This is a genomic window from Priestia sp. 10L35 (assembly GCF_056395685.1).
This window is the reverse complement of record NZ_JBFTKA010000002.1, coordinates 808,711-829,061: the sequence shown is the minus strand read 5'-3', so window position 1 is coordinate 829,061 and position 20,351 is coordinate 808,711. Positions and strand designations below refer to the sequence as shown.

The following is a 20,351-nucleotide window of genomic DNA, read 5'->3' as shown; positions in this document are numbered from 1 at the left end:
ATGAGACATTAATAAAAATCATCTAATACACTATTATATGTTGTAGATGGGCTAAAAGTGTTAAATCAAATAAGGGGTCAAACTCTATGGATGAAAAGGTGCTGAATATACTCCAAAATATTGAAAAAAGGCTCACAAGTTTAGAAAAAAACGTAAATGAACTTTCCGATAAAACGGTACATTCCCTGCATTTAGATATAAGGAACGTTCAAACACTAAACTTGGACGAACTATCTTATTATTTAGAACATATTGATGTAAAGGAACTCAGTGGAACGTTGAATATTGGTAATACTTTTCCTTCGCAAACGAATCAATATCAAGAGCCGAGAAAGAAAGGAAAAACAACAACAAATGGCTCTAAGGGCAATCAAAAATCGGGTAGCCAAAATAATAAAGCAAAAGATAAAGAAAAGGGTCCTTCTGAAATTTCAGTTAAAATTAATGAAAGAATCGTTCCTTACAGACTAATCCATACGGAAGAAATGAGGGAGCCTAGTCAAGCTCTACAGTCAACTTTTAGCATAGGGGACATTCATATTGGCACAATTGAAGATGCTTCAGCTGTGAATTTTGGAAATAACTTTCCGACCAATTTCAGAAGTCATAAAAAAGTGAATCAAGGGTTTGGAAATATCTTAGGTAATCAAAATGATATTCACGACATCTTATCCTCTTTGGAGGAAAAAGATTCTTCAGAAATATACAATGAAAGCAAAGATGAAAAGCCGCCTGAATGGCTGGACACGATGATAGAAGAACAAAAGAAAGAAGATAAAAAGGGAGAATAAGCAATAATCTAAAAATGTTCGATTTCAAAAGCAATATGGTTGATGCTAAATTTCTAAAAGAAAGCTTTCCTTACGGATTAAAGAAGAGTGAACAATAGAAAACCTGCTGCTCATTTAGAGAAGCAGGTTTTTTAGTTTGTTTCTTGCTCGCTGCAGTTTCAATATGAAAAAGAGCAAGCGTTATTTAATTAAGGACTGGGACAAATCGGTTCTTTCATTCCCACAGATAAGGAGTCTCTTGATAAACATAATAGTTTAACCAATTCATAAACAGCAGGTTGGCATGAGAACGCCATGTTTTTAAAGGGTTTTTGTCAGGATCATTGTTTGGGAAATAGTGTTCCGGAAGCTTTGGTTCTAGCCCTCTTTCTGTATCTCGAAGAAATTCTTCTTGCAGTGTTTGAACGTCGTACTCTGGGTGACCTGTAACGAAAACAAACTTTTCGTCTTTAGACATAGCCATATAAACACCAGCTTCTTCAGAGTAGGAAAGAAGCTCAAGGTCAGGATGATTTTTTACTTCATTCATGTCTACATCAGTGTGACGGGAATGAGGAGAATAAAAGACATCATCAAATCCTCGCAGCAGCTTAATCGGTTCTTCACTCGATACAACATGTGTAAATACACCCGTGCATTTATCAGAAAGAGGTCGCTTGTCAATGCCAAAGTGGTGATAAAGTCCGGCTTGAGCTCCCCAACAGATATGAAGGGTAGAAGTCACATTTGTTTTACACCAATCCATAATTTCTTGAAGTTCTTTCCAGTAGTTTACTTCTTCAAATGGTATATGTTCTACAGGTGCTCCTGTAATAATCATTCCGTCATATTTTCGTTCTTTAATTTGTTCAAACGTTTTATAAAACTGATCTAGGTGATTTTTACTCGTTGTTTTTGCTTTATGGCTTGCCGTGTAAAGAAGTGTAATATGCACTTGCAGCGGTGAGTTCCCGAGTAAACGTAATAATTGCGTTTCAGCTTTTTCTTTTTCCGGCATTAAGTTTAGGATAACAATATTAAGCGGGCGAATTTCTTGGTTAACCGCGCGCACGTCGTCCATGATGAAAATTCTCTCTTTTTCTAAAATTTCTTTTGCCGGAAGATCACGTGGAATATTAATAGGCAATAAAATTCCTCCTATTCGATTTCGAAGTAATGACGCGTATAAATGTTCTTTCTCACGTGAAGATGAGGTTCAACATTTATGTACAATATACTATTATAGGAATATACAGAATATTAAGCAATTGAATTTTGAAAAAAAAGAGCATTAATATGCGTAATGGCTAAAATGAAATGGTACAATAAGGTTAAACTGGAGCGTTGCTATGCTTTTTTAGCGTGACTGAAACTCAGTAAAATTTATAGAGCAGTCGTTCCTGTATTTATTAAACTTCATATCTCCCCCAGAAAACGGATTTTATCCTTTTTTGATGAAGTGTTTAAAAAGAATTCTCAGCATAAAAGGGGTTTTTATATGACAACTAAGAAGCAAATAAAAAGTGATTTGCAAATTGCACAAGAGGCAACGATTAAACCGATTAAAGAGATTGCCGAGCAGCTAGATATTTTAGAGGCCGAGTTAGAGCCGTATGGACATTATAAAGCCAAGCTTTCTTTGTCCGTTATGGAACGTTTACACACAAAACAAGATGGAAAAGTGATTTTAGTTACAGCTATTAATCCAACTCCAGCAGGAGAAGGGAAGTCGACAGTGACGGTTGGCTTAGCTCAGGCATTACATAGATTAGGTAAAAAAGCGATTGTAGCCATGCGCGAACCATCTCTTGGTCCGGTAATGGGAATTAAAGGAGGTGCCGCTGGAGGCGGTTATGCTCAAGTGCTTCCAATGGAGGATATTAACTTGCACTTTACTGGAGACCTGCATGCCATCACAACAGCTAACAACGCGCTGGCGGCTATTTTGGATAACCATATACATCAAGGCAATGAACTGCGCATTGATACACGTAAAATCACGTGGAAACGAGTGGTTGATTTAAACGACCGCGCGTTGCGTCAGGTTGTCATTGGATTAGGTGGTCCGATGCAAGGTGTTCCTCGAGAAGATGGTTTTGATATTACGGTTGCGTCAGAAATTATGGCTATTTTCTGCTTAGCGTCAGATTTACAAGACTTAAAACGTCGCTTAGCGTCTATTGTTGTAGCTTACAACATGGATAATGAGCCTGTAACGGTTGCGGACTTAGGTGCACAAGGAGCGCTTACTCTTCTTTTAAAAGACGCGATTAAGCCAAACCTTGTACAGACGTTGGAACATACTCCAGCTCTCATTCACGGAGGTCCTTTTGCTAATATTGCCCACGGCTGCAATAGCGTCATTGCCACAAAAATGGCTGCAAAATTAGGCGACTATGTAGTAACAGAAGCGGGATTTGGGGCAGATTTAGGCGCAGAAAAATTCCTAAATATTAAAGCTCGTATGGCAGATATTAAACCAGAAACGGTGGTAATCGTTGCGACAATTCGCGCTCTGAAAATGCATGGAGGCGTTCCTAAAGAGCGGTTAAATGAAGAAAACATTGAGGCATTAGAAGCGGGAATTGAAAACCTTGAAAAACATATTGAAACGATTCAAGCATTCGGCGTTCCTTATGTTGTAGCCGTGAACCGTTTTGTAACGGATTCAAAAGGCGAAGTAGAAGCGCTTATGAATTGGTGTACTTCAAAGAAAGTTCCAGTTGCTTTAACAGAAGTTTGGGAAAAAGGCGGAGAAGGCGGCGTCATGCTTGCTGAAAAAATTCTTGAAGTCATGAACGAGACAGAAAGTCAATTTTCTCCTCTTTACGATGTGTCAGCTTCGATTCCAGAAAAAGTAGAAGCTATTGCTAAAACCGTATACGGAGCACAAGGCGTAGATTTTGCTCCAAAAGCGTTAAAGCAAATACAGCAATTTGAAGCAAACGGTTGGGATCATCTGCCGATCTGTATGGCCAAAACGCAGTATTCGTTAAGTGATGATCAGACGAAGCTTGGGCGACCAACTGATTTTAAGATTACGGTAAGGGAATTCCGTCCTTCACTCGGAGCTGGGTTTCTCGTGGCGCTAACAGGTTCAATTATGACAATGCCTGGACTTCCAAAAAAACCTGCTGCGCTCAATATGGATATTGACGAGAATGGACATGCACTAGGTATTTTTTAAGAGAAGAGGCTAGGGTAAGAGTATTTTAGTTGAAGGAAAATCCGAACGATGAATCAAGATTCTTGATGGAGAATCAACCTCGTTCGGATTTTTTCATAGTTATGGTGAAAGTAGGTTTCATGGGTGTAGTGGCTTCTAGCTGTTGATTGAAGGGCAAGGCGAAGACACTCCTGCGGAAAGCGACGTCTTGCACGGAAATCAAAAGCGGTAGAATACGTGATCCATACTAGCTCATGTATCCCATTTGTTCGTCTTTAGATTGTATTTATTTAATTGTGTCTCAACCTCTTCTTATAATACAAAACAAAATAACAGGTATGTTATGAATTAATTTGGCAAGAAAGAAGAAGAGCTGGCTGTTCGTATTTTATAAAAAAGGAAGTAGTTGAAATGTTTGATCCAATTGTATTTGATAATTTAAAAGTGGTTGTAGAAGGAGAGATCTATGATCTTGACTTATCTGGGCAAGTATCTGTTACGAATCGCGAAGATTTTGTAGACTTAGCTCAGTTTACTCGAACGTACCGCATTTCTTTTCAACAGCATTTTTGCTGTACCGCGTCGCTAACTTTATCAACCGACTTAGATAACATTCATGCGGAATTAACGCCTTCCCGTTTAGAAAAACCAGGTTGTACAGTTTATATTCATTTTCAGCTGAAAAAACAAAAACCGTTTGAAGAAGCTGAGTTTAGAAATATACAGGAAATGTGTGAGAGGATCTGGGGAACAACAAGAGTTGTTAAGCAGCGTATTACTCATGAAGTTGGAGGAAGCGAATATGAAAACAATATTGCGGTAACCTTTAACCGATTTATTTACGAAGATCAAGTAGGAGATTTAATCGAGATGATTGATTATATGCTGCAAACGACTGATCAGCTAAAGGTTCTTTACGACAAATCATAAGAGCGTTTCAGTTGTACTTCCGAAATAAAGTGAATTACAATAGGGAAAAGGAGGCGTTTTGATGAGCGTGTATGAATACTCTGCAAAAACAATTAAAGACGAAGACGTATCGCTATCTAACTATCAAGGTGACGTACTGTTGATTGTGAATACAGCTAGCAAATGTGGCTTCACCCCTCAATATAAAGATTTACAGGCGCTGTATGAAGAAGAAAAAGAAAACGGCCTAACGGTTCTAGGTTTTCCTTGCAATCAGTTCGGTGGTCAAGAGCCAGGAAGTTCAAATGATATTGAACAATTTTGCGAGTTAAACTACGGCGTTTCGTTTCCAATGTTTGCAAAAGTAGATGTAAAAGGTGAGCATGCACATCCGTTATTTACATACTTAACGGAACAAGCACCGGGCCTGCTAGGTTCTAAAGCGATAAAGTGGAATTTCACAAAGTTTTTAGTGAACCGTCAAGGTGAAGTCGTGAAGCGATACGCACCTCAAACTGCACCAAAAGATATTCAAAAAGATATAAAAGAATTGCTGTAAAAGCAGGTGGATCTCCATCTGTTTTTTGTTTTTCAGCCAGGGTTTTCAAAGGGTGCTCCGCTGTCAGTGAGACGAGCGCCTTACTTTGTGCTAAAATAATGGTGAATATAATTGAGGTGAGCAAATGAACAAAATAGAAAAGACGGAAAAGTGGGTTCAAGCAAAGCTTGCGCATGACACGACGGGACATGACTGGCAGCATATCGATCGCGTGCGTCGAAATGCAGTGCTTTTATATAAAAAAGAAGGCGGCAATCGGGAAGTCATCGAACTAGCCGCGCTTTTACACGACGTTGTAGATGATAAGCTAGTGGAAGATGTTGAAAAGGCGTACGAAGAAGTGTGGGAGTGGCTGAAGAGTCAGCAGGTAGAAGAAGAGAACTGCAAGCATATCGTGCACATTTTACAAACGATGTCATTTAAAGGCGGAAACCGTCCGGCTATGGCTACGCTTGAAGGCGAAATTGTTCAAGATGCAGATCGTTTAGATGCGATCGGTGCAATTGGTATCGCACGTACGTTTATGTATGCAGGTGCTAAAGGCACGGCTTTGTATGATGAAAACATTGCTGTACGAAATGAGATGACGGAAGAAGAATACAGACACGGGAAATCAACGGCTATTGCACATTTTTATGAAAAGTTGTTAAAGCTAACTGCGTTAATGAATACTCAAACAGCACGGTCTCTAGCGCAAGAGCGACATACATATATGAAAGAATTTTTAGGTCAATTTAAGAAAGAGTGGAATTATCATTATGAAAATGCTGACTGTTGAAAACTTAACAAAAACATATGGAGAAAAAGAGCTGTTTCATCAGCTAACGTTTACCATTACGGAAAATGAGCGAATCGGCTTAATTGGTGTAAACGGAACAGGAAAATCGACGCTTCTTAAAATTATCGCAGGTTTAGAGCTTGGGGACGAAGGAGATATTGTTCATGCTAAAGACTACAGCGTGACATATTTACCTCAGCATCCGGATTTTGATGAAGACTTAACGGTTTTAGAGCAAGTTTTCAGCGGAGATACGCCTCTTCTTAATTTATTAAAAAACTATGAGTTAGCTCTATATGCGTTAGAGCAAGATTCTGCAAACGAGAAAAACCAGCAAACATTGTATGATTTACAGCAGAAAATGGATGCGATGAACGCGTGGGAAGCCAATTCTAACGCACAGTCGATCTTAACGAAGCTTGGAATTTCAAATATGAGTGCAAAAATTGGTGAGCTTTCAGGTGGACAGAAAAAGCGCGTCTCCATTGCGCAAAGTCTAATTCAAACACCTGATTTACTGATCTTAGATGAGCCGACTAACCACTTAGATTATGAGACCGTTAAATGGCTCGAAGAATATTTATCCAAATATCAAGGAGCCGTGCTGCTTGTTACTCATGATCGCTATTTTTTGGATGCTGTTACAAACCGAATTTTTGAATTAGACGGTGGAAATTTATATAGCTATAAAGGAAACTATGCTGCTTTTCTAGAAGGAAAAGCGATTCGAGAAGATCAGGAAAAAGCAACTCAAGCAAAATTAAGCAACTTATACCGCAATGAGTTGGCTTGGATTCGCAGAGGAGCAAAAGCACGTACGACTAAGCAAAAAGCGCGTATTCAGCGATTTGATGAATTAGAAGGGAAAATCGATTCCTCTGAAAAAGAATCACTGGATTTAAGTTTAGCAGGCAGTCGCCTTGGGAAAAAAGTGTTTGAATTAAAAGATGTGTCTAAGACGTATGAAAATAAAATCATTCTTTCAGACTTTACGCACATCGTGAAAAAACAAGATCGAATTGGAATTGTCGGAAAAAATGGAAGCGGAAAGTCCACCCTGTTGAATATGATTGCAGGACGCATTGAGCCGGACAGCGGTGAAATTGACAGAGGACAAACGGTTAAAGTTGCTTACTATACCCAAGAAAGCGATGATATGGACTTGAATCAACGCATGCTTGATTATATTAAAGAATCGGCAGAAGTTGTGCATACGACGGATGGGAAAATGATCTCTGCCTCGCAAATGCTTGAGAGATTTCTATTTCCTTCACATACGCACGGAACACCCATTCAAAAGTTGTCCGGAGGAGAGCGCCGTCGTTTATACTTGTTGAAATTATTAATGACATCGCCGAATGTTTTGCTTCTAGATGAGCCGACTAATGATTTGGATACTCAAACGCTAACGGTGCTTGAAGACTATCTCGAAGAATTTCCAGGTGTTGTGATCACCGTATCGCATGATCGCTATTTCTTAGATAAAGTAGCAGATTACTTACTAGTTTTTGAAGGAGAAGGAAACATTTCGATTTATTTTGGCGCTTATACAGATCAATTGGAAGAAGCGATGAAGAAGAAGCAGGCAATGGTTCAGCAGGCTAAAGTGAAAGAAGAAAAGCCAAAACAGCCGGAGAAAACGAAAAAGCGTCGCTTAACGTATAAAGAACAAAAAGAATGGGAAGAAATCGAAGATAATATTGCAGCAAAAGAAGAAGAAATTGAACGCTTAACAAGTGAAATTGAACAGGTGGGCAGCGATTATACAAAAGCGCATAACCTATCGTTAGAACAAGAGAAAGCAAACGAAGAATTAAGTGCACTGCTTGATCGCTGGGCAGAGCTTTCAGAGCTGATTGAAGAAATTGAAAACGCGTAAACAAGTCGTTAGACTGAGTATAAGGCACATGCTACAATTTTAATGAGAGGAGTACGATACGATATGAACATTAAATCAATTGAGCCAACGCCAAGTCCGAATACAATGAAAATTAATTTAGACGAAGTGCTATCAGGCGGAAAAAGCAATAACTATACGGAAAAAAATGCTGAAGCAGCTCCTGAAGTTGTTCAAGACATCTTGAAAGTAGAAGGGGTAAAAGGAGTCTACCACGTAGCGGACTTCTTAGCAGTAGAGCGAAATGCCAAATATGACTGGAAGCAAATTTTGCCGCAAGTTCGTGCAGCGTTTGGTGAAGATTTGCAAAGCAGCAGTGAACAGCACAAAATGAATGAGCATTTTGGTGAAGTCAATGTGTCAGTTCAAATGTTCAAAAATGTACCGATGCAAGTCAAGCTAACGGACGGAAATGAAGAAAAGCGCTTTGGTCTGCCCGAGCGATTTGCAAAAGCGGTAGCAGAACTTCAACGTTTTTCAGATAATGTGGTATTAGAACGAAAATGGAAAGAACAAGGCGTTCGTTATGGAGAGTTAGCTGCTATCGGAGACGAAGTTGTAGAAGAGTTAGCAGCAGCATATCCGCAAGAAAGATTAACTCGCCTTGTGGCTAATGCACAAGAAGAAAAAGAAGGCGGAAAAGTTGTACAGCCGCGTAAAACCTATAAAGTTACAGAAGAAATGCTAGAAGACAACGATTGGTCAGTGCGCTATGCCCATTTAGAACAAATGGATCCAACAGAAGCTGATTTAGACGTTTTAAATAAAGCGCTTGATGATGAAAAAGCATCTATTCGCCGCTTAGCTACGGTCTACTTAGGAATGATTGAATCAAAAGCGGTACTGCCTTATTTATACAAAGCATTAAAAGATAAATCAGTCACTGTGCGCCGTACTGCTGGAGACTGCATGTCAGATTTAGGTTTTGAAGAGGGTATTCCGGCAATGTGTGAAGCTCTTGGTGATAAAAACAAGCTTGTTCGCTGGCGTGCAGCTATGTATTTATACGAGGTAGGGGACGAGACGGCTCTTTCTGCATTAAAAGCAGCAGAGAATGATAAAGAATTTGAGGTAGATTTACAAATCAAGCTAGCAATTGAACGTATCGAAGGCGGAGAAGAAGCAAAAGGTTCTGTTTGGAAACAAATGACAGAAAGCAGAAAAGCATAAAAAAAAGATCATTCACTTGAATGATCTTTTTTTACGACTGTTTTGCAGCGGGAGTTGGAAACTGCATAGGCTGCATGGTGTTATCAATTTTAATAGGCTGATAGCCCGACTGCTTTAAGTAAGTCAAAATAGCAGGAAGGGATTGTGCCGTAAAGGATTTATCATGAAATAAAATGACTGGTGTTCTTCCATTGGAGTTAACCCCTTGAATATGAGGTTCAAGCCCCTGAATAATTCTAGGTGCAGAACGAAGTGCCCAGTCTTCGCTGTCTACATTCCAGTCCCATAATTTAAAGTGGCTTAGCAACTCTGTACGGTGGGGCTCTTTTAAATAAGGAACGCTGCCGTAAGGAACGCGGATTAACTTACTGTCAACACCGGTTACTTTCTTAACTGTCGCTTGACACTCCTGCATTTCTTTTAACGCGGCGCCGTCTTCACTATACATGACATCAATATCATGAGAGACGCCGTGACAGCCGATGGCATGTCCTTCCTGTGCTACTTTTTTAGCAATTTCAGGATGAGCGTCAATTTGATGCTTTAACATAAAAAAAGTTGCTTTTACGTTATATTGACGCAAAGCATCTAAAATATGAAGAGTATCAGGTGTTGGGCCATCGTCAAACGTAAGGTAAACAGGCTGTGTAAGAGCTTGATTTTGATCGTTCACCGTATTTACTACATACATATTATGATGAAGTGTATTAAGCAGCTTCTCAGGCTGTGCTGAAGATGCAGTTTCTTTCAGCGGTAACGCAGTAGATGCTAATACTTGCTGAGACGCAGCGGATTCACTTCCTTTGGCTTCTGTAATAAAAAACAAAGAAGCGACGATCACTAACACTAAAGACAAAAATGCATAAAATCGTTTGTTTGGCTTAAATCGTTTGTTCGGTTTAAATCGCTGGTTCAATTTGAAAATCCTTTCTACTAAACTACTATTTACTACTATAGTACAAAAAATGGAATATTAATAGTAAAAATCGACATTTTTATAGGAAAAAATTAGATGATATGACCCGGTTTTAATCTTCTTTTTGTCAAATGGAGAAGAAGAATGGGACAACGATAAGGATTTGAAGAGTGAGTAGCTAGATTTTTCCTGGTTTTTATAGTATGCTTTTAGCGTGAATGATTGTTAGGAGGAATGTTAATATGTCAATGGCATATGAAGAATATATGCGTCAGTTAGTTAAACCAATGCGTCAAGAATTAACTCAAGCTGGTTATGAAGAATTAACAACAGAGGAAGCCGTAGTTGATTTTATGGAAAACGTAGAAGGAACAACTTTTGTTGTCGTTAATTCAGTTTGTGGATGCGCTGCCGGTTTAGCACGTCCTGCAGCAACGCAAGCGTACTTACAGTCTGAGCAAAAACCAGATCAAGTGGTAACTGTTTTTGCCGGCCAAGATAAGGAAGCAACAGCTAAAATGCGTGAATATTTTGGTGACATTGAGCCTTCATCACCGTCTATGGCGCTTTTAAAAGGAAAAGAAGTCGTTCATTTTATTCCTCGACATGAAATTGAAGGTCAGCCTTTAGAAGTTATTTTTGAAAACATTTTAAATGGCTTTAAGCAGCACTGTTCATAAAATGTCCTGCTTTTGTCACATCTAGTATATAGATTTTTAGAGAAAAATCGCATATACTTTATAAGAAAAAGGATGTCTATCGGCATCCTTTTTCTTTATGTAAATAGCCAAACAGTGTAGGGGGAGTTATGAAAGTGATTGTTACGACTGCTGGTCGAACAAATGAACAGATGATTGTAAAAGCCAAACAAGTAGCCGCTGATTTAAGTATACCTTTTGTAGTAAGAGAGAAGAAATCCGTTGCAGATCTTCAGAATCTTCAAGCTGCAGACGTGCTGGTTGTCGGTAAGAATAGAGTAGAATTGCATGTCCAAAATGAAGAGGAACCTATTTTTTTTCATCCAAATTCCGCTATGTTTAGAGTGAAGAGATGGCTGCGAGGAGAACCTGATCCGTTTATTGAAGCTGCTAGTTTGGAAAAAGGAATGAGCGTGCTTGACTGTACACTTGGTCTTGCATCGGATAGTATGATGGCGAGCGCAGCGGTAGGGAAAAGCGGGAAAGTTGTCGGACTAGAAGGCAACCGCTATGTAGCTTATTTAGTCAAACAAGGACTTTTAAATTGGGAAAGTGACGTACAAGAGTTGAACGATGCAATGAAGCGTATAAACGTGGTTCATCAAAATTTCGAATCGTTTTTGGCGTGTTGTGAAGATAATTCTTTTGATGTTGTCTACTTTGATCCTATGTTTCAAGAGCAAATTGATGAATCGAATGGAATTAACGGTATTAAAGCAATAGCACTGTATACTACGCTAACGCCAATGGCTATACAAGAAGCAAAAAGAGTAGCCAAACAAAAGATCGTGCTAAAAGATCATTGGAAAAGCAGTCGTTTTGAAGAACATGGATTTATCGTACAAAAACGAAAAACATCAAAATTTCATTACGGGACAATTGATATACAATAATAAACAAAAAAGTAAAACGAATCCTGATCATAAAAAAGACTTCCAAAACCTTTTAGGAATTAAAAAGTTTTGGAAGTTTTTTTTATGAATTTCATCTAAAGTTCATAAAAGTATGATATATTTTTGAACATAAAAATACTTTTGTGTTTAAGCATCCAGCAAAAAAGGAATATCTTGTATAGGTTTCCGCTCGGTGTGACAACCTCAAACAGAAGAAGGAAGGTGCTAACTAAAAAGTCTTCGAATGCCCGTAGGCAGCATAAATGAATAAGCAAATATAGGTAAAAAATTAATAAGTATGTTACAATACCTAGTGAGTTATAACAATGAATTTTACGATATGAAAAGACCATATGGGAAAAGATGAGAAAGGAAAGATACGAATGCCTAGATGGATAAAAAGAATGCTAGTTGTATTTATTACAGTATTTACATTTGGGCTTGTCACTCCACCAGAATATTTATACGTTGATGATGCAAAAGCGGACAAGCAACATAAAGCAGGGTATGTAAGAGAAACAACTCCTGTCACAGCTGTTATAGAAGATATTCATTTGCCATATGAAGAACCAAAATATGAAGACGTTTCATCATTTGTTACGTATGCAATGGAATCAGCTGAAAAACAGTCAGTGGAAAAATTCGGAACAAAAATTGGGCCTGTCATTGAAGATGAATTTCGTCAAGCAGTGTTACCTAAAATTGAAGAAGTGCTGACCGACATTGGCACTGAACGTGAACAGTCAATTCAGAATCTCGAGATAAGCGAGCATCCTGCTGCTGGCTACGGTGAAAAGATTTTCCATGTATATGACCGGGAAACCGGTCAGGACTTAATACGGTTTCATGTACGGCGCGAAAATCCTCCAAAAGATGGATACTGGTTTAATTTTCACTATCATGCGGCTGCAGATAATTTTCAAAAGCATTATGATTTAGGGAAAATTTATTGGAACCGAAACATGCCGCCTAAATGGTTTAGCTGATAATAGACACAACATTCTGCGATTTCGAAATGTTAGCTTTTTTAAGCTAGCATTTTTTTACGTCTAAAACCGTTATGGTCTAAATAAGCTGAAACATTAGCACAACGATAAAAAAATCGTTTATAATGAAGTCAGACTTCTTACCATAGAATAGTGAGAAGGAACGAATAGATGCTGGAGGTAACACAATGAAACAATTTACGGAAGAAAAACAATTTCGCGAACAAATTAAGAACGAAACACTAAGCGTTGGGATTTTTACGACAACGTGGTGTCCTGATTGCAAACGTTTGGATATGTTCATTGATGAAATCGTTGATGAAAACACAGATAAAGCATGGTTTAAAATTGACAAGGATGAGTTTGAAGAACTTTCTGCTGAAAACAATGTAATGGGTATTCCTTCTCTTCTTGTATATAAAAACGGTGAAAAAATTGCACACTTGCACAGTGCAAATGCTAAAACGCCTGAAGCGGTCCGTGAATTTTTAGCAACTCTTTAATCCCTTAAGCTGCGAGAGCATTCTCGCAGCTTTTTTTGTGAGAATGGCTATTTCCATTTTTCCATGAGTGGGGTATACTAGGACAAGTGAATAATCGTAAAGCAATAAGGTCTCAATTTAAAGATTGAGTGAAAAGGGAAGTCTGGTGAAAAACCAGCGCGGTCCCGCCACTGTAAGCGCTTTGTGCGTAAGTCAGGAGACCTGCCTTATTGTTAGCTGTGAAACCTTCGAGGAAGGGTGAAGCAGGGTAATGAACATACATATCAAGTATAGTGAACGGATTCTTTTCCTGCTTATCTTGACGTTACCTGCTTTGCTTTCAATTGAAAGTAAAGCTTTTTTATTTTGAAGCTGCCGGCGAGCAGTATACATAGTCAAAGCGGAAAAACGGGATAGCGCTGCTTTTTGCATGATCATTTGCTTTTTCTTTAACGTGGAGGTTTCGTATTCACAATGAACAATATATAGGGGGAGTATTTAGATGAAAAAATGGCTTTCGTATTCCATTATTGCACTGTTAGTCATCGTACTTGCTGCATGCGGTGCAGGCAGCCAAAGCAACAGTGATAAAAAAACGAAGCAAGATACGGCACAAACGTCACAAGCTGCATTTCCAGTGAAGGTAAAAGACGCGCGTGATAAAGAAATTACGTTGAAAAAACAGCCTAAGAAAATTGTTTCCTTAATGCCAAGTAATACGGAGATTGTATATGCCCTTGGCCTTGAAAAAGAATTAGTCGGTGTTACAAGCAACGATGATTATCCTAAAAGCGTAAAGAAAAAAGCGCAGGTAGGAGATATGAACGTTAATGCGGAAAAAGTTATTGCTTTAAATCCTGATTTAGTGCTGGCACACGCTTCAAGTATGGGCGTTTCGGATGAAGTATTTAAACAAATTGAAAGTGCGGGTATTCCGGTATTTGTTGTAAAAGATTCAACAACGTTTGATACGGTTTATGATTCTATTACGCAAATCGGTAAATTAACAGGTAAAACAAAAGAAGCTAATCAAACAATTAAAGACATGAAAGAAAAAGTAGCTTCAATTGAGAAAAAAGCAAAAACGATTTCAAAAGAAGATCGTAAAAAAGTATGGATAGAGGTATCAGGAGCTCCTGAGATTTATACAACAGGAAAAGGTACGTTCATGAACGAAATGCTTACTATGATCGGTGCTGATAACGTAGCAGCTAGTGAAAAAGGTTGGGTTAAGTTTTCTGAAGAGCAAGTTGTTAAGTTAAACCCTGACGTTATTATCGCAACGTATGATGCAGACAAAAATGAGATTATGAAGCGTCCCGCTTGGAGCAGCATGACTGCTGTAAAAGAGGGTAACATCGAGAAGGTTGATCAAAACAAAATCAATCGCTTAGGACCTCGTATTGTAGATGGCTTAGAGGACTTAGCAAAAGCAGTATACCCTGAGGTGTACAATAAATAAGAAGAGGGACCATATTCCAGTTCGAATTGAAAAGGGGATTGGTCCCTTTTCACATCTTAAAATTGAAGAAAGGCCTGAGCTTTTAATCATGAAAACCGAGACTTCTTATAAAACATACAGCTCAGGGGTTTTAGGAACAGGCATTACGGAAACGGACACCTTTTACAATCGATTTGTTCACAAAGACTATTATTCAGATACTCCTTCTTTGGAGTATGAGCAATATTTGATGAAAGAAAATGTGCGCCATGAGCAAATCGTAGGGTTGATGACAGCCGTGTGGTTAAAAGAAAGAGCGGTTTACTGTTATGAAGGCTACGGAGTAAGAGTAGCTTCCGTGATAACGGCTGGAGTAGGAAACGCAGTAGATATTACAGCTGACGAAGCTGTCCCGTTCTATTCCTCTCCTGGTACAATTAATATGTTTTTTTTCGTGGAAGGTACGCTTACGGATGCAGCGTTTTTACAGCTTTTTATTGCGGCCACAGAAGCTAAAACAAAAACGCTGTCACAGCTGGGTGTCATAGATCCGGCTACAAAGACGATTGCTACGGGAACATCTACGGACAGCATTTCAGTTGCAGCGTCTCAGCAAGGACCATTATATGAATATGCAGGCTCTATGACCGCTTTAGGGCAAGCGGTAGCTAAGCTGGTGAAAATAAGCTTAGAGCAGGGACTTAAGGGAAAGAGGTGAAGAAATGAGTATTACACAAGCGATAATTGCACACATGACGGCCATGACGATTGCTTTACTAATTGACCGAATTATAGGCGATCCCGAAAATTGGCCGCATCCCGTTCGCTGGTTTGGTAAATGGATTTATTGGATAGATTCTAGATTAAATAAAGGTGCAGGAAAACGATTCAAAGGATTGCTTCTTGTGATAAGTATGGCTGTGCTCGCAGGAGTTGTTCCCTTTTTGTTCCTCCATGCTTTGTACGGAGTTCATCTTATAGCAGGTGTTTTAGTAGAGAGCGTAATGATTGCGACTACTATATCCACTCGTTCTTTAAGCGAAGCTGCTTATAAGGTACAAAGGCCGCTTCAGCTAGGAGATATGGAGAAAGCTAGATATGAAGTAAGTATGATTGTGGGACGAGATACAGATCGTTTGTCAGAAGGAGAAATTGCCAGAGCGACGGTAGAGACCGTGGCTGAAAATACAAGTGATGGTATTACAGCTCCGCTTTTTTATGCATTTATAGGAGGAGGAGCCCTAGCCTTTTTTTACCGAGCTATTAACACATGTGATTCGATGGTTGGGTACAAAAATGACCGCTACTTTCTGTTCGGCTACTTTAGTGCAAAAACCGATGACGTATTAAACTATATTCCAAGTCGGTTAACTGCAGTGGTGATGACGGCTGTTAATGTAGCAAAAAGCCAGTATTCTCTTGGGCATGTAACGAGTTTGATTAAGCGTGATGCTAAGAAGCATCCCAGCCCAAATAGCGGATACGGGGAATGCGCAGTGGCTGCTCTGTTAGGTATTCAACTCGGCGGGCTTAATACATATAAAGGCATAGAATCTAATCGTGCAAAAATGGGTGAACCACTCATTCCTCTGCAAGCCGGTCATATTGAACAAGCTGTTTTCATTATGAAAAGGACGGTCTATGCTACGTGGTTATTATATCTTTTGTTAGGAGGAGTTATTAGTGCTATTACCTACACATGGAGCTAATCCTAATGTCTTTTTAAAAGCAATAGGGGCCGAGAATTTGTCGCATATAAAAGACTTTAGCGTGAATACAAATCCTTTAGGGGCTCCCCTTGTGCTTCACGAAAAGTGGAACGAATTCAAGGGTGCAGCGTTTAGTTATCCTGACCCTCAAGTAACGGAGCTGAAAAATAAACTTGCAGCTCATCATCATGTTTCAGGTGCTCAAGTGCTGCCTACAAATGGCGCCGCTGAAGCGTTTTTCCTTATTGCTTCGTTATTTTCAGGAGAGAAAGCAGGGATTGTACAGCCGACTTTCGTTGAATATGAACAGGCAAGTAAAGCTTATGGATGTGAAGTGACATACGTTCCTTTATCTGAAGAAAATGGCTGGAGCTGGGATATAGAGTTGATTATGAGCATTCTTCCGGACATAAAAGTACTGTGGATTTGTCATCCAAATAATCCAACGGGCGTTATGTATAGTCATGAGGAATGGATGAAAGTAGTAAAAGCTGCTGCTCATCATGGTACATACTTAATGATTGATGAGGCATTTATTGATTTTGTCGAACATCAGCCTTCATTTGATTCTCTTATTCTGGATTATGAGCATATCATTGTTGTGCGTTCCATGACAAAGATGTTTAATATTGCCGGGCTTCGTCTTGGCTATATTTTGGCAAATGAAAAAATCATTAGCAAGATGGCTAAAAAGCAGCCTCCTTGGAGTGTAAATGGATTGTCGCAGCAAATAGGTATGATATGTGTGGATGAAAAAGATTTTGTAAAAGAAACCGTACATTATATTAAACAAGAACGGGAACGAATCTTGAGTCAACTAAAGGAATGGGGGCTTTTGGTTTCTCCTTCTCAAACAAACTATTATCTTTGCAGCGTTCCGTCTTCTATTAAAACGCGCGAATGGCTTGTCTATTTAGCAAGCCATGGCGTGGTAGCTCGTCATACTGAAAACTTTCCATTTTTAAATGGACGCTATATCCGTTTGGCTGTGAAAACGAAAGAAGAAAATGACTATTTACTTAACGTAATCAAACAAGGACTTGATGAAATATGATCATCTTTATTAGCGGAGGCGTTCGAAGCGGAAAATCAAGTGCAGCGGAGAACATGGTTCAAACTTTTTGTACAAAGCGCGCTGTTTATATTGCCACAAGCAGGCAAACAGATAAGGAAATGCAAAAACGCATCCAGCTTCATCAAAAAGAACGCCAAGCAGCGAACACGCCTTGGGTAACGATTGAGCAGTCTGTAGATTTACAACAAATTCTGCCAAATCTTCAAAGTGATGATGCTATACTTTTGGATTGTGTCACGAACTGGCTTGCCAATGAGCTTTTTTCAACAGAAAAAAGGTGGCAAACAAAAGAAGGGAAACAAGCGGTTTTTCGTCATATGACAGAAACGCTCGATAAGCTGTTTGCGCAGTCTCAGACGGTTGTGCTAGTATCTAATGAACTGTTTGAAGCGGGCGTGTTAGAAGAGCCCACATATAGCTATATGAAGATGTTAGGGAAATTACATCAGTATATTGTAGAAAAAGCAGATGTGGCTATTTGTGTAGAAGCGGGAATCTATCGTTTTAAAAAAGGAAAGGAATGTGTAGATATATGAAAGAATGGATAGCCATACTACGAATTTCTCTCCAGTTTTTTACGATCTTACCACTGGCTAAAACCGTTCAATGGACTGAAAAAAGAACGGCACGCTCACTTTTTGTGCTGCCTTGGATTGGTATGTTACTAGGCTTGATGTTTTATAGCTTTTTACAGTTGCTTCAATCTTCACCTATCACTACGATTGTTGATAGTATTTTAGTTTTGCTTTTACCGCTTATCTTAACGGGTGGACTTCATTTAGACGGCTGGATGGACGTAAGCGATGCCTATTTTTCTCATCAGTCAAAGGAAAAAAAACTGCAGATTTTAAGTGATCCGCACGTTGGGTCTTTTGCTATTCTTTCTCTTATGGTTCTGCTGCTGCTGCGTTTTAGTGCGATCTATGAATTAGTGTCTCTTTCTTCTTTATCAATTTGGGCATGCTTAATTGTCTTTACCCTTCCAAGAATTGGAGCAGCCTTTTTATTGATGAGAGATAAGCCCGCTAAAGATACGGGTCTGGCTGCTTATTTTCAACAAGGAGTCACCAAACGGTCTATTTACGGATTTATCATTATGAGCCTATTCTTAGTTGCTATTTTCGTTATTTTTATGGACAATAAATTCATTATTCTTTTCTTTGCCGGTTTTTTATGGCTCTGGATACGATTTTATCGTTCGCAGTTTGGTGGCGTAACAGGAGATGTTATAGGGGCAACCATTGAAGGAGGAGAAACATTTTTATGGATAATTCTTTGGTTATCACATGTATTCGTCACGGCATGACGATTGAAAATCAACAGAAAAAATATATAGGGTGGAGTGATCCGCCTTTAAGTATAGAAGGGAAAAATGAATTGAAAGAGCTTTTTCTAGAACCTCAGCTCGTTATTTCCAGTGACTTAAAAAGAGCGCTAGAAACAAGTGCAGTTGTTTTTCCAAAATCTCAGGTGGTTAAAAGTAAAAATTGGCGTGAACTGCATTTTGGAGATTGGGAAGAGAAGACGTATGAAGATTTGAAAAACATACGGACGTATAGAAATTGGATTGATCACTGGACAGAACATACGCCTCCGAATGGTGAAAGCTTCTCAAGCTTTTCAAACCGAGTTTGGGCAGCGTGGGAAGAAGCGGTCGATTTGGCGGCCAGTCAGCAATTGCGTCACATTGCTATTGTTTCGCACGGCGGACCACTACGTTTACTTGCATCCCATTTTAAACAGACAGCGTCGCTTTGGGATGTTTCTTTTTCTTATGGAGAAGGTTTTTCAGTAGCGTGTACATACAAACAGGCAAAGGAGAGAAGAGCATGCATTTCGTATTCGGCGGTGCATTTACCGGCAAAAGAAAATGGGTGAAGCAGCATTATACCGGTGAGTCGGTAAAATGGCATTGTTTGTATGAAGACCCTGTTTTACCAGCGCTTGAGTTCGAAGAAAGTTACATAGTGCTAGAAGGATTTGAGCACTATGTTAAGGAATTAATACATAGCGAGCTGGAGTCTCCGCACCTTGTTGTTAAAAAGTTAATACAGAAGTGGAGAGACAGCGGTGTATGGGAAAAGTTAATAGTGATTGGAACTGAAGTCGGCAAAGGGATTGTTCCTTTAGATCCAACAGAACGGCAGTGGAGAGATGAATGCGGGTATGCGTATCAGCATTTAGCGGCACATGCCCGGAAAGTAGATCACATTTGGTACGGAATTGCTAATCGATTGAAGGAGGAAATACAATGAACATTTACACAAAAACAGGGGACAAAGGGCAGACAAGCTTAATTGGAGGACGAGTAAATAAAGATGATATTCGAGTGGAAGCATACGGTACGATTGATGAGCTAAATGGCTTTGTAGGTCAAGCGATTTATCAGCTGGATGAAACAACATTAAAAGATGTAAAAGAAGAGCTAATTACGATTCAACATGAGCTTTTTGACTGTGGAAGTGATTTAGCATTTGCAAAAGATGATCATCCGTACAAAGTAACAAACGACATGATATCAGTACTTGAAAAGCGCATTGATGTCTATATGTCAGAAGCGCCGGCCATTGAGCGTTTTATTTTACCTGGAGGCACACCTGCAGCGACAACGCTTCATATTTGCCGGACGATTACACGCCGCGCAGAACGGCTTGTTGTTGGCGTGCAGCGTGAGTATAAAATTAATGCGGCGGTGCTTCAGTATTTAAATCGTTTATCCGATTATTTCTTTGCTGCGGCTCGAATCGCTAACGCGCGAGAAAATGTACAAGATGTAGAGTATATTCGCAGTGCCAAAGTATTTAAACAGCCTAAAAAATAAGGTATAAAAAACGGTCGAGCTAAAGGCGATCGTTTTTTTTTATGAGTTATTTCGATAGGTAAAATAAAGCTATAAAAAAGA

22 protein-coding genes and 1 riboswitch are annotated in these 20,351 nt (G+C 39.2%); of the genes, 20 read left to right on the top strand and 2 right to left on the bottom strand.

The annotated features are described in order from the left end of the window. Positions 1–86: 86 nt before the first annotated feature. Complete coding sequence (locus AC1DEF_RS10210) at positions 87–791, top strand: hypothetical protein (protein ID WP_097823637.1); 705 nt, start codon at positions 87–89, stop codon at positions 789–791. Between the two features lie 214 nt (positions 792–1,005). On the opposite strand, the gene metA is transcribed toward AC1DEF_RS10210, so the two are convergent. Next, positions 1,006–1,917, bottom strand: coding sequence for a homoserine O-acetyltransferase MetA (gene metA / locus AC1DEF_RS10205; protein WP_025752026.1), 912 nt, complete (start codon positions 1,915–1,917; stop codon positions 1,006–1,008). A gap of 351 nt (positions 1,918–2,268) precedes the next feature. Between metA and AC1DEF_RS10200 the strand changes: the two genes are divergently transcribed. The 6 genes from AC1DEF_RS10200 to AC1DEF_RS10175 all read left to right on the top strand — a co-directional run bounded on the left by AC1DEF_RS10200 (position 2,269) and on the right by AC1DEF_RS10175 (position 9,249). Beyond that, positions 2,269–3,957, top strand: a complete 1,689-nt coding sequence (locus AC1DEF_RS10200) for a formate--tetrahydrofolate ligase (protein ID WP_097823636.1) — start codon at positions 2,269–2,271, stop codon at positions 3,955–3,957. Positions 3,958–4,347: 390 nt separating this feature from the next. Further along, the gene (locus AC1DEF_RS10195) at positions 4,348–4,866 is read left to right on the top strand and encodes a hypothetical protein (RefSeq protein ID WP_097823635.1); all 519 of its coding nucleotides are present in this window, start codon (positions 4,348–4,350) and stop codon (positions 4,864–4,866) included. Positions 4,867–4,927: 61 nt separating this feature from the next. Further along, entirely contained in the window at positions 4,928–5,404 is a 477-nt protein-coding gene (locus AC1DEF_RS10190) for a glutathione peroxidase (RefSeq protein WP_014460472.1), read from the top strand. Positions 5,405–5,528: 124 nt separating this feature from the next. After that, entirely contained in the window at positions 5,529–6,182 is a 654-nt protein-coding gene (locus AC1DEF_RS10185; protein WP_097823634.1) for an HD domain-containing protein, read from the top strand. Then, a complete protein-coding gene (locus tag AC1DEF_RS10180; RefSeq protein ID WP_097823633.1) occupies positions 6,163–8,061 on the top strand; it encodes an ABC-F family ATP-binding cassette domain-containing protein in 1,899 nt (632 codons plus the stop codon). The genes AC1DEF_RS10185 and AC1DEF_RS10180 overlap by 20 nt, the downstream gene beginning before the upstream one ends. Before the next feature lie 63 nt (positions 8,062–8,124). Beyond that, the gene (locus AC1DEF_RS10175; protein WP_097823632.1) at positions 8,125–9,249 is read left to right on the top strand and encodes a conserved virulence factor C family protein; all 1,125 of its coding nucleotides are present in this window, start codon (positions 8,125–8,127) and stop codon (positions 9,247–9,249) included. A gap of 31 nt (positions 9,250–9,280) precedes the next feature. On the opposite strand, the gene AC1DEF_RS10170 is transcribed toward AC1DEF_RS10175, so the two are convergent. After that, the gene (locus AC1DEF_RS10170) at positions 9,281–10,165 is read right to left on the bottom strand and encodes a polysaccharide deacetylase family protein (protein ID WP_165575254.1); all 885 of its coding nucleotides are present in this window, start codon (positions 10,163–10,165) and stop codon (positions 9,281–9,283) included. A 242-nt stretch (positions 10,166–10,407) separates the two neighbouring features. Here AC1DEF_RS10170 and AC1DEF_RS10165 point away from each other — a divergent pair, with 242 nt between their 5' ends. The 13 genes from AC1DEF_RS10165 (at position 10,408) to AC1DEF_RS10105 (ending at position 20,270) form a co-directional block, all read left to right on the top strand. Further along, positions 10,408–10,845, top strand: coding sequence for a BrxA/BrxB family bacilliredoxin (locus tag AC1DEF_RS10165; protein ID WP_013056693.1), 438 nt, complete (start codon positions 10,408–10,410; stop codon positions 10,843–10,845). Between the two features lie 134 nt (positions 10,846–10,979). Continuing rightward, positions 10,980–11,756, top strand: coding sequence for a class I SAM-dependent methyltransferase (locus tag AC1DEF_RS10160; protein ID WP_043982628.1), 777 nt, complete (start codon positions 10,980–10,982; stop codon positions 11,754–11,756). 383 nt (positions 11,757–12,139) lie between these two features. Beyond that, on the top strand, positions 12,140–12,742 hold the full coding sequence (locus tag AC1DEF_RS10155; RefSeq protein WP_025752035.1) for a YpjP family protein: 603 nt from the start codon (positions 12,140–12,142) through the stop codon (positions 12,740–12,742). Between the two features lie 188 nt (positions 12,743–12,930). Next, positions 12,931–13,245 carry a thioredoxin family protein gene (locus AC1DEF_RS10150; protein WP_013056696.1) on the top strand — a complete coding sequence of 105 codons (315 nt, stop codon included), beginning with the start codon at positions 12,931–12,933 and terminating at the stop codon, positions 13,243–13,245. Between the two features lie 90 nt (positions 13,246–13,335). Then, positions 13,336–13,468: riboswitch (cobalamin riboswitch) on the top strand. Positions 13,469–13,726: 258 nt separating this feature from the next. Then, entirely contained in the window at positions 13,727–14,686 is a 960-nt protein-coding gene (locus AC1DEF_RS10145; RefSeq protein WP_014460464.1) for an ABC transporter substrate-binding protein, read from the top strand. A gap of 88 nt (positions 14,687–14,774) precedes the next feature. Beyond that, positions 14,775–15,383, top strand: a complete 609-nt coding sequence (locus tag AC1DEF_RS10140; RefSeq protein ID WP_025752037.1) for an adenosylcobinamide amidohydrolase — start codon at positions 14,775–14,777, stop codon at positions 15,381–15,383. A 4-nt stretch (positions 15,384–15,387) separates the two neighbouring features. Next, a complete protein-coding gene (cbiB, locus tag AC1DEF_RS10135) occupies positions 15,388–16,374 on the top strand; it encodes an adenosylcobinamide-phosphate synthase CbiB (protein ID WP_477727360.1) in 987 nt (328 codons plus the stop codon). Next, complete coding sequence (cobD, locus tag AC1DEF_RS10130) at positions 16,349–17,428, top strand: threonine-phosphate decarboxylase CobD (RefSeq protein ID WP_043982036.1); 1,080 nt, start codon at positions 16,349–16,351, stop codon at positions 17,426–17,428. Before cbiB ends, cobD begins: the two co-directional genes overlap by 26 nt. Beyond that, the gene (locus AC1DEF_RS10125) at positions 17,425–17,985 is read left to right on the top strand and encodes a bifunctional adenosylcobinamide kinase/adenosylcobinamide-phosphate guanylyltransferase (protein WP_043982037.1); all 561 of its coding nucleotides are present in this window, start codon (positions 17,425–17,427) and stop codon (positions 17,983–17,985) included. The genes cobD and AC1DEF_RS10125 overlap by 4 nt, the downstream gene beginning before the upstream one ends. Beyond that, positions 17,982–18,755: an adenosylcobinamide-GDP ribazoletransferase gene (gene cobS / locus AC1DEF_RS10120; RefSeq protein WP_097823626.1), complete on the top strand. Its 774-nt coding sequence runs from the start codon at positions 17,982–17,984 to the stop codon at positions 18,753–18,755. Before AC1DEF_RS10125 ends, cobS begins: the two co-directional genes overlap by 4 nt. Next, positions 18,713–19,327 carry a histidine phosphatase family protein gene (locus tag AC1DEF_RS10115; protein ID WP_477727359.1) on the top strand — a complete coding sequence of 205 codons (615 nt, stop codon included), beginning with the start codon at positions 18,713–18,715 and terminating at the stop codon, positions 19,325–19,327. The genes cobS and AC1DEF_RS10115 overlap by 43 nt, the downstream gene beginning before the upstream one ends. Beyond that, positions 19,279–19,704 carry a bifunctional adenosylcobinamide kinase/adenosylcobinamide-phosphate guanylyltransferase gene (locus tag AC1DEF_RS10110; protein WP_097823625.1) on the top strand — a complete coding sequence of 142 codons (426 nt, stop codon included), beginning with the start codon at positions 19,279–19,281 and terminating at the stop codon, positions 19,702–19,704. The genes AC1DEF_RS10115 and AC1DEF_RS10110 overlap by 49 nt, the downstream gene beginning before the upstream one ends. Beyond that, positions 19,701–20,270 carry a cob(I)yrinic acid a,c-diamide adenosyltransferase gene (locus tag AC1DEF_RS10105; protein WP_013056705.1) on the top strand — a complete coding sequence of 190 codons (570 nt, stop codon included), beginning with the start codon at positions 19,701–19,703 and terminating at the stop codon, positions 20,268–20,270. Before AC1DEF_RS10110 ends, AC1DEF_RS10105 begins: the two co-directional genes overlap by 4 nt. The last annotated feature ends 81 nt before the right edge of the window (positions 20,271–20,351 follow it).

Bases quoted from the DNA above. Each gene is read 5' to 3' on its own strand.
- AC1DEF_RS10200 (WP_097823636.1), top strand. From the start codon at position 2,269: ATGACAACTAAGAAGCAAATAAAAAGTGATTTGCAAATTGCACAAGAG.
- AC1DEF_RS10185 (WP_097823634.1), top strand. From the start codon at position 5,529: ATGAACAAAATAGAAAAGACGGAAAAGTGGGTTCAAGCAAAGCTTGCG.
- AC1DEF_RS10105 (WP_013056705.1), top strand. From the start codon at position 19,701: ATGAACATTTACACAAAAACAGGGGACAAAGGGCAGACAAGCTTAATT.
- AC1DEF_RS10175 (WP_097823632.1), top strand. From the start codon at position 8,125: ATGAACATTAAATCAATTGAGCCAACGCCAAGTCCGAATACAATGAAA.
- cobS (WP_097823626.1), top strand. From the start codon at position 17,982: ATGAAAGAATGGATAGCCATACTACGAATTTCTCTCCAGTTTTTTACG.
- AC1DEF_RS10155 (WP_025752035.1), top strand. From the start codon at position 12,140: ATGCCTAGATGGATAAAAAGAATGCTAGTTGTATTTATTACAGTATTT.
- AC1DEF_RS10110 (WP_097823625.1), top strand. From the start codon at position 19,279: ATGCATTTCGTATTCGGCGGTGCATTTACCGGCAAAAGAAAATGGGTG.
- AC1DEF_RS10180 (WP_097823633.1), top strand. From the start codon at position 6,163: ATGAAAATGCTGACTGTTGAAAACTTAACAAAAACATATGGAGAAAAA.
- AC1DEF_RS10195 (WP_097823635.1), top strand. From the start codon at position 4,348: ATGTTTGATCCAATTGTATTTGATAATTTAAAAGTGGTTGTAGAAGGA.
- AC1DEF_RS10210 (WP_097823637.1), top strand. From the start codon at position 87: ATGGATGAAAAGGTGCTGAATATACTCCAAAATATTGAAAAAAGGCTC.
- cbiB (WP_477727360.1), top strand. From the start codon at position 15,388: ATGAGTATTACACAAGCGATAATTGCACACATGACGGCCATGACGATT.
- AC1DEF_RS10165 (WP_013056693.1), top strand. From the start codon at position 10,408: ATGTCAATGGCATATGAAGAATATATGCGTCAGTTAGTTAAACCAATG.
- AC1DEF_RS10125 (WP_043982037.1), top strand. From the start codon at position 17,425: ATGATCATCTTTATTAGCGGAGGCGTTCGAAGCGGAAAATCAAGTGCA.
- AC1DEF_RS10115 (WP_477727359.1), top strand. From the start codon at position 18,713: ATGGATAATTCTTTGGTTATCACATGTATTCGTCACGGCATGACGATT.
- AC1DEF_RS10140 (WP_025752037.1), top strand. From the start codon at position 14,775: ATGAAAACCGAGACTTCTTATAAAACATACAGCTCAGGGGTTTTAGGA.
- AC1DEF_RS10190 (WP_014460472.1), top strand. From the start codon at position 4,928: ATGAGCGTGTATGAATACTCTGCAAAAACAATTAAAGACGAAGACGTA.
- AC1DEF_RS10150 (WP_013056696.1), top strand. From the start codon at position 12,931: ATGAAACAATTTACGGAAGAAAAACAATTTCGCGAACAAATTAAGAAC.
- AC1DEF_RS10145 (WP_014460464.1), top strand. From the start codon at position 13,727: ATGAAAAAATGGCTTTCGTATTCCATTATTGCACTGTTAGTCATCGTA.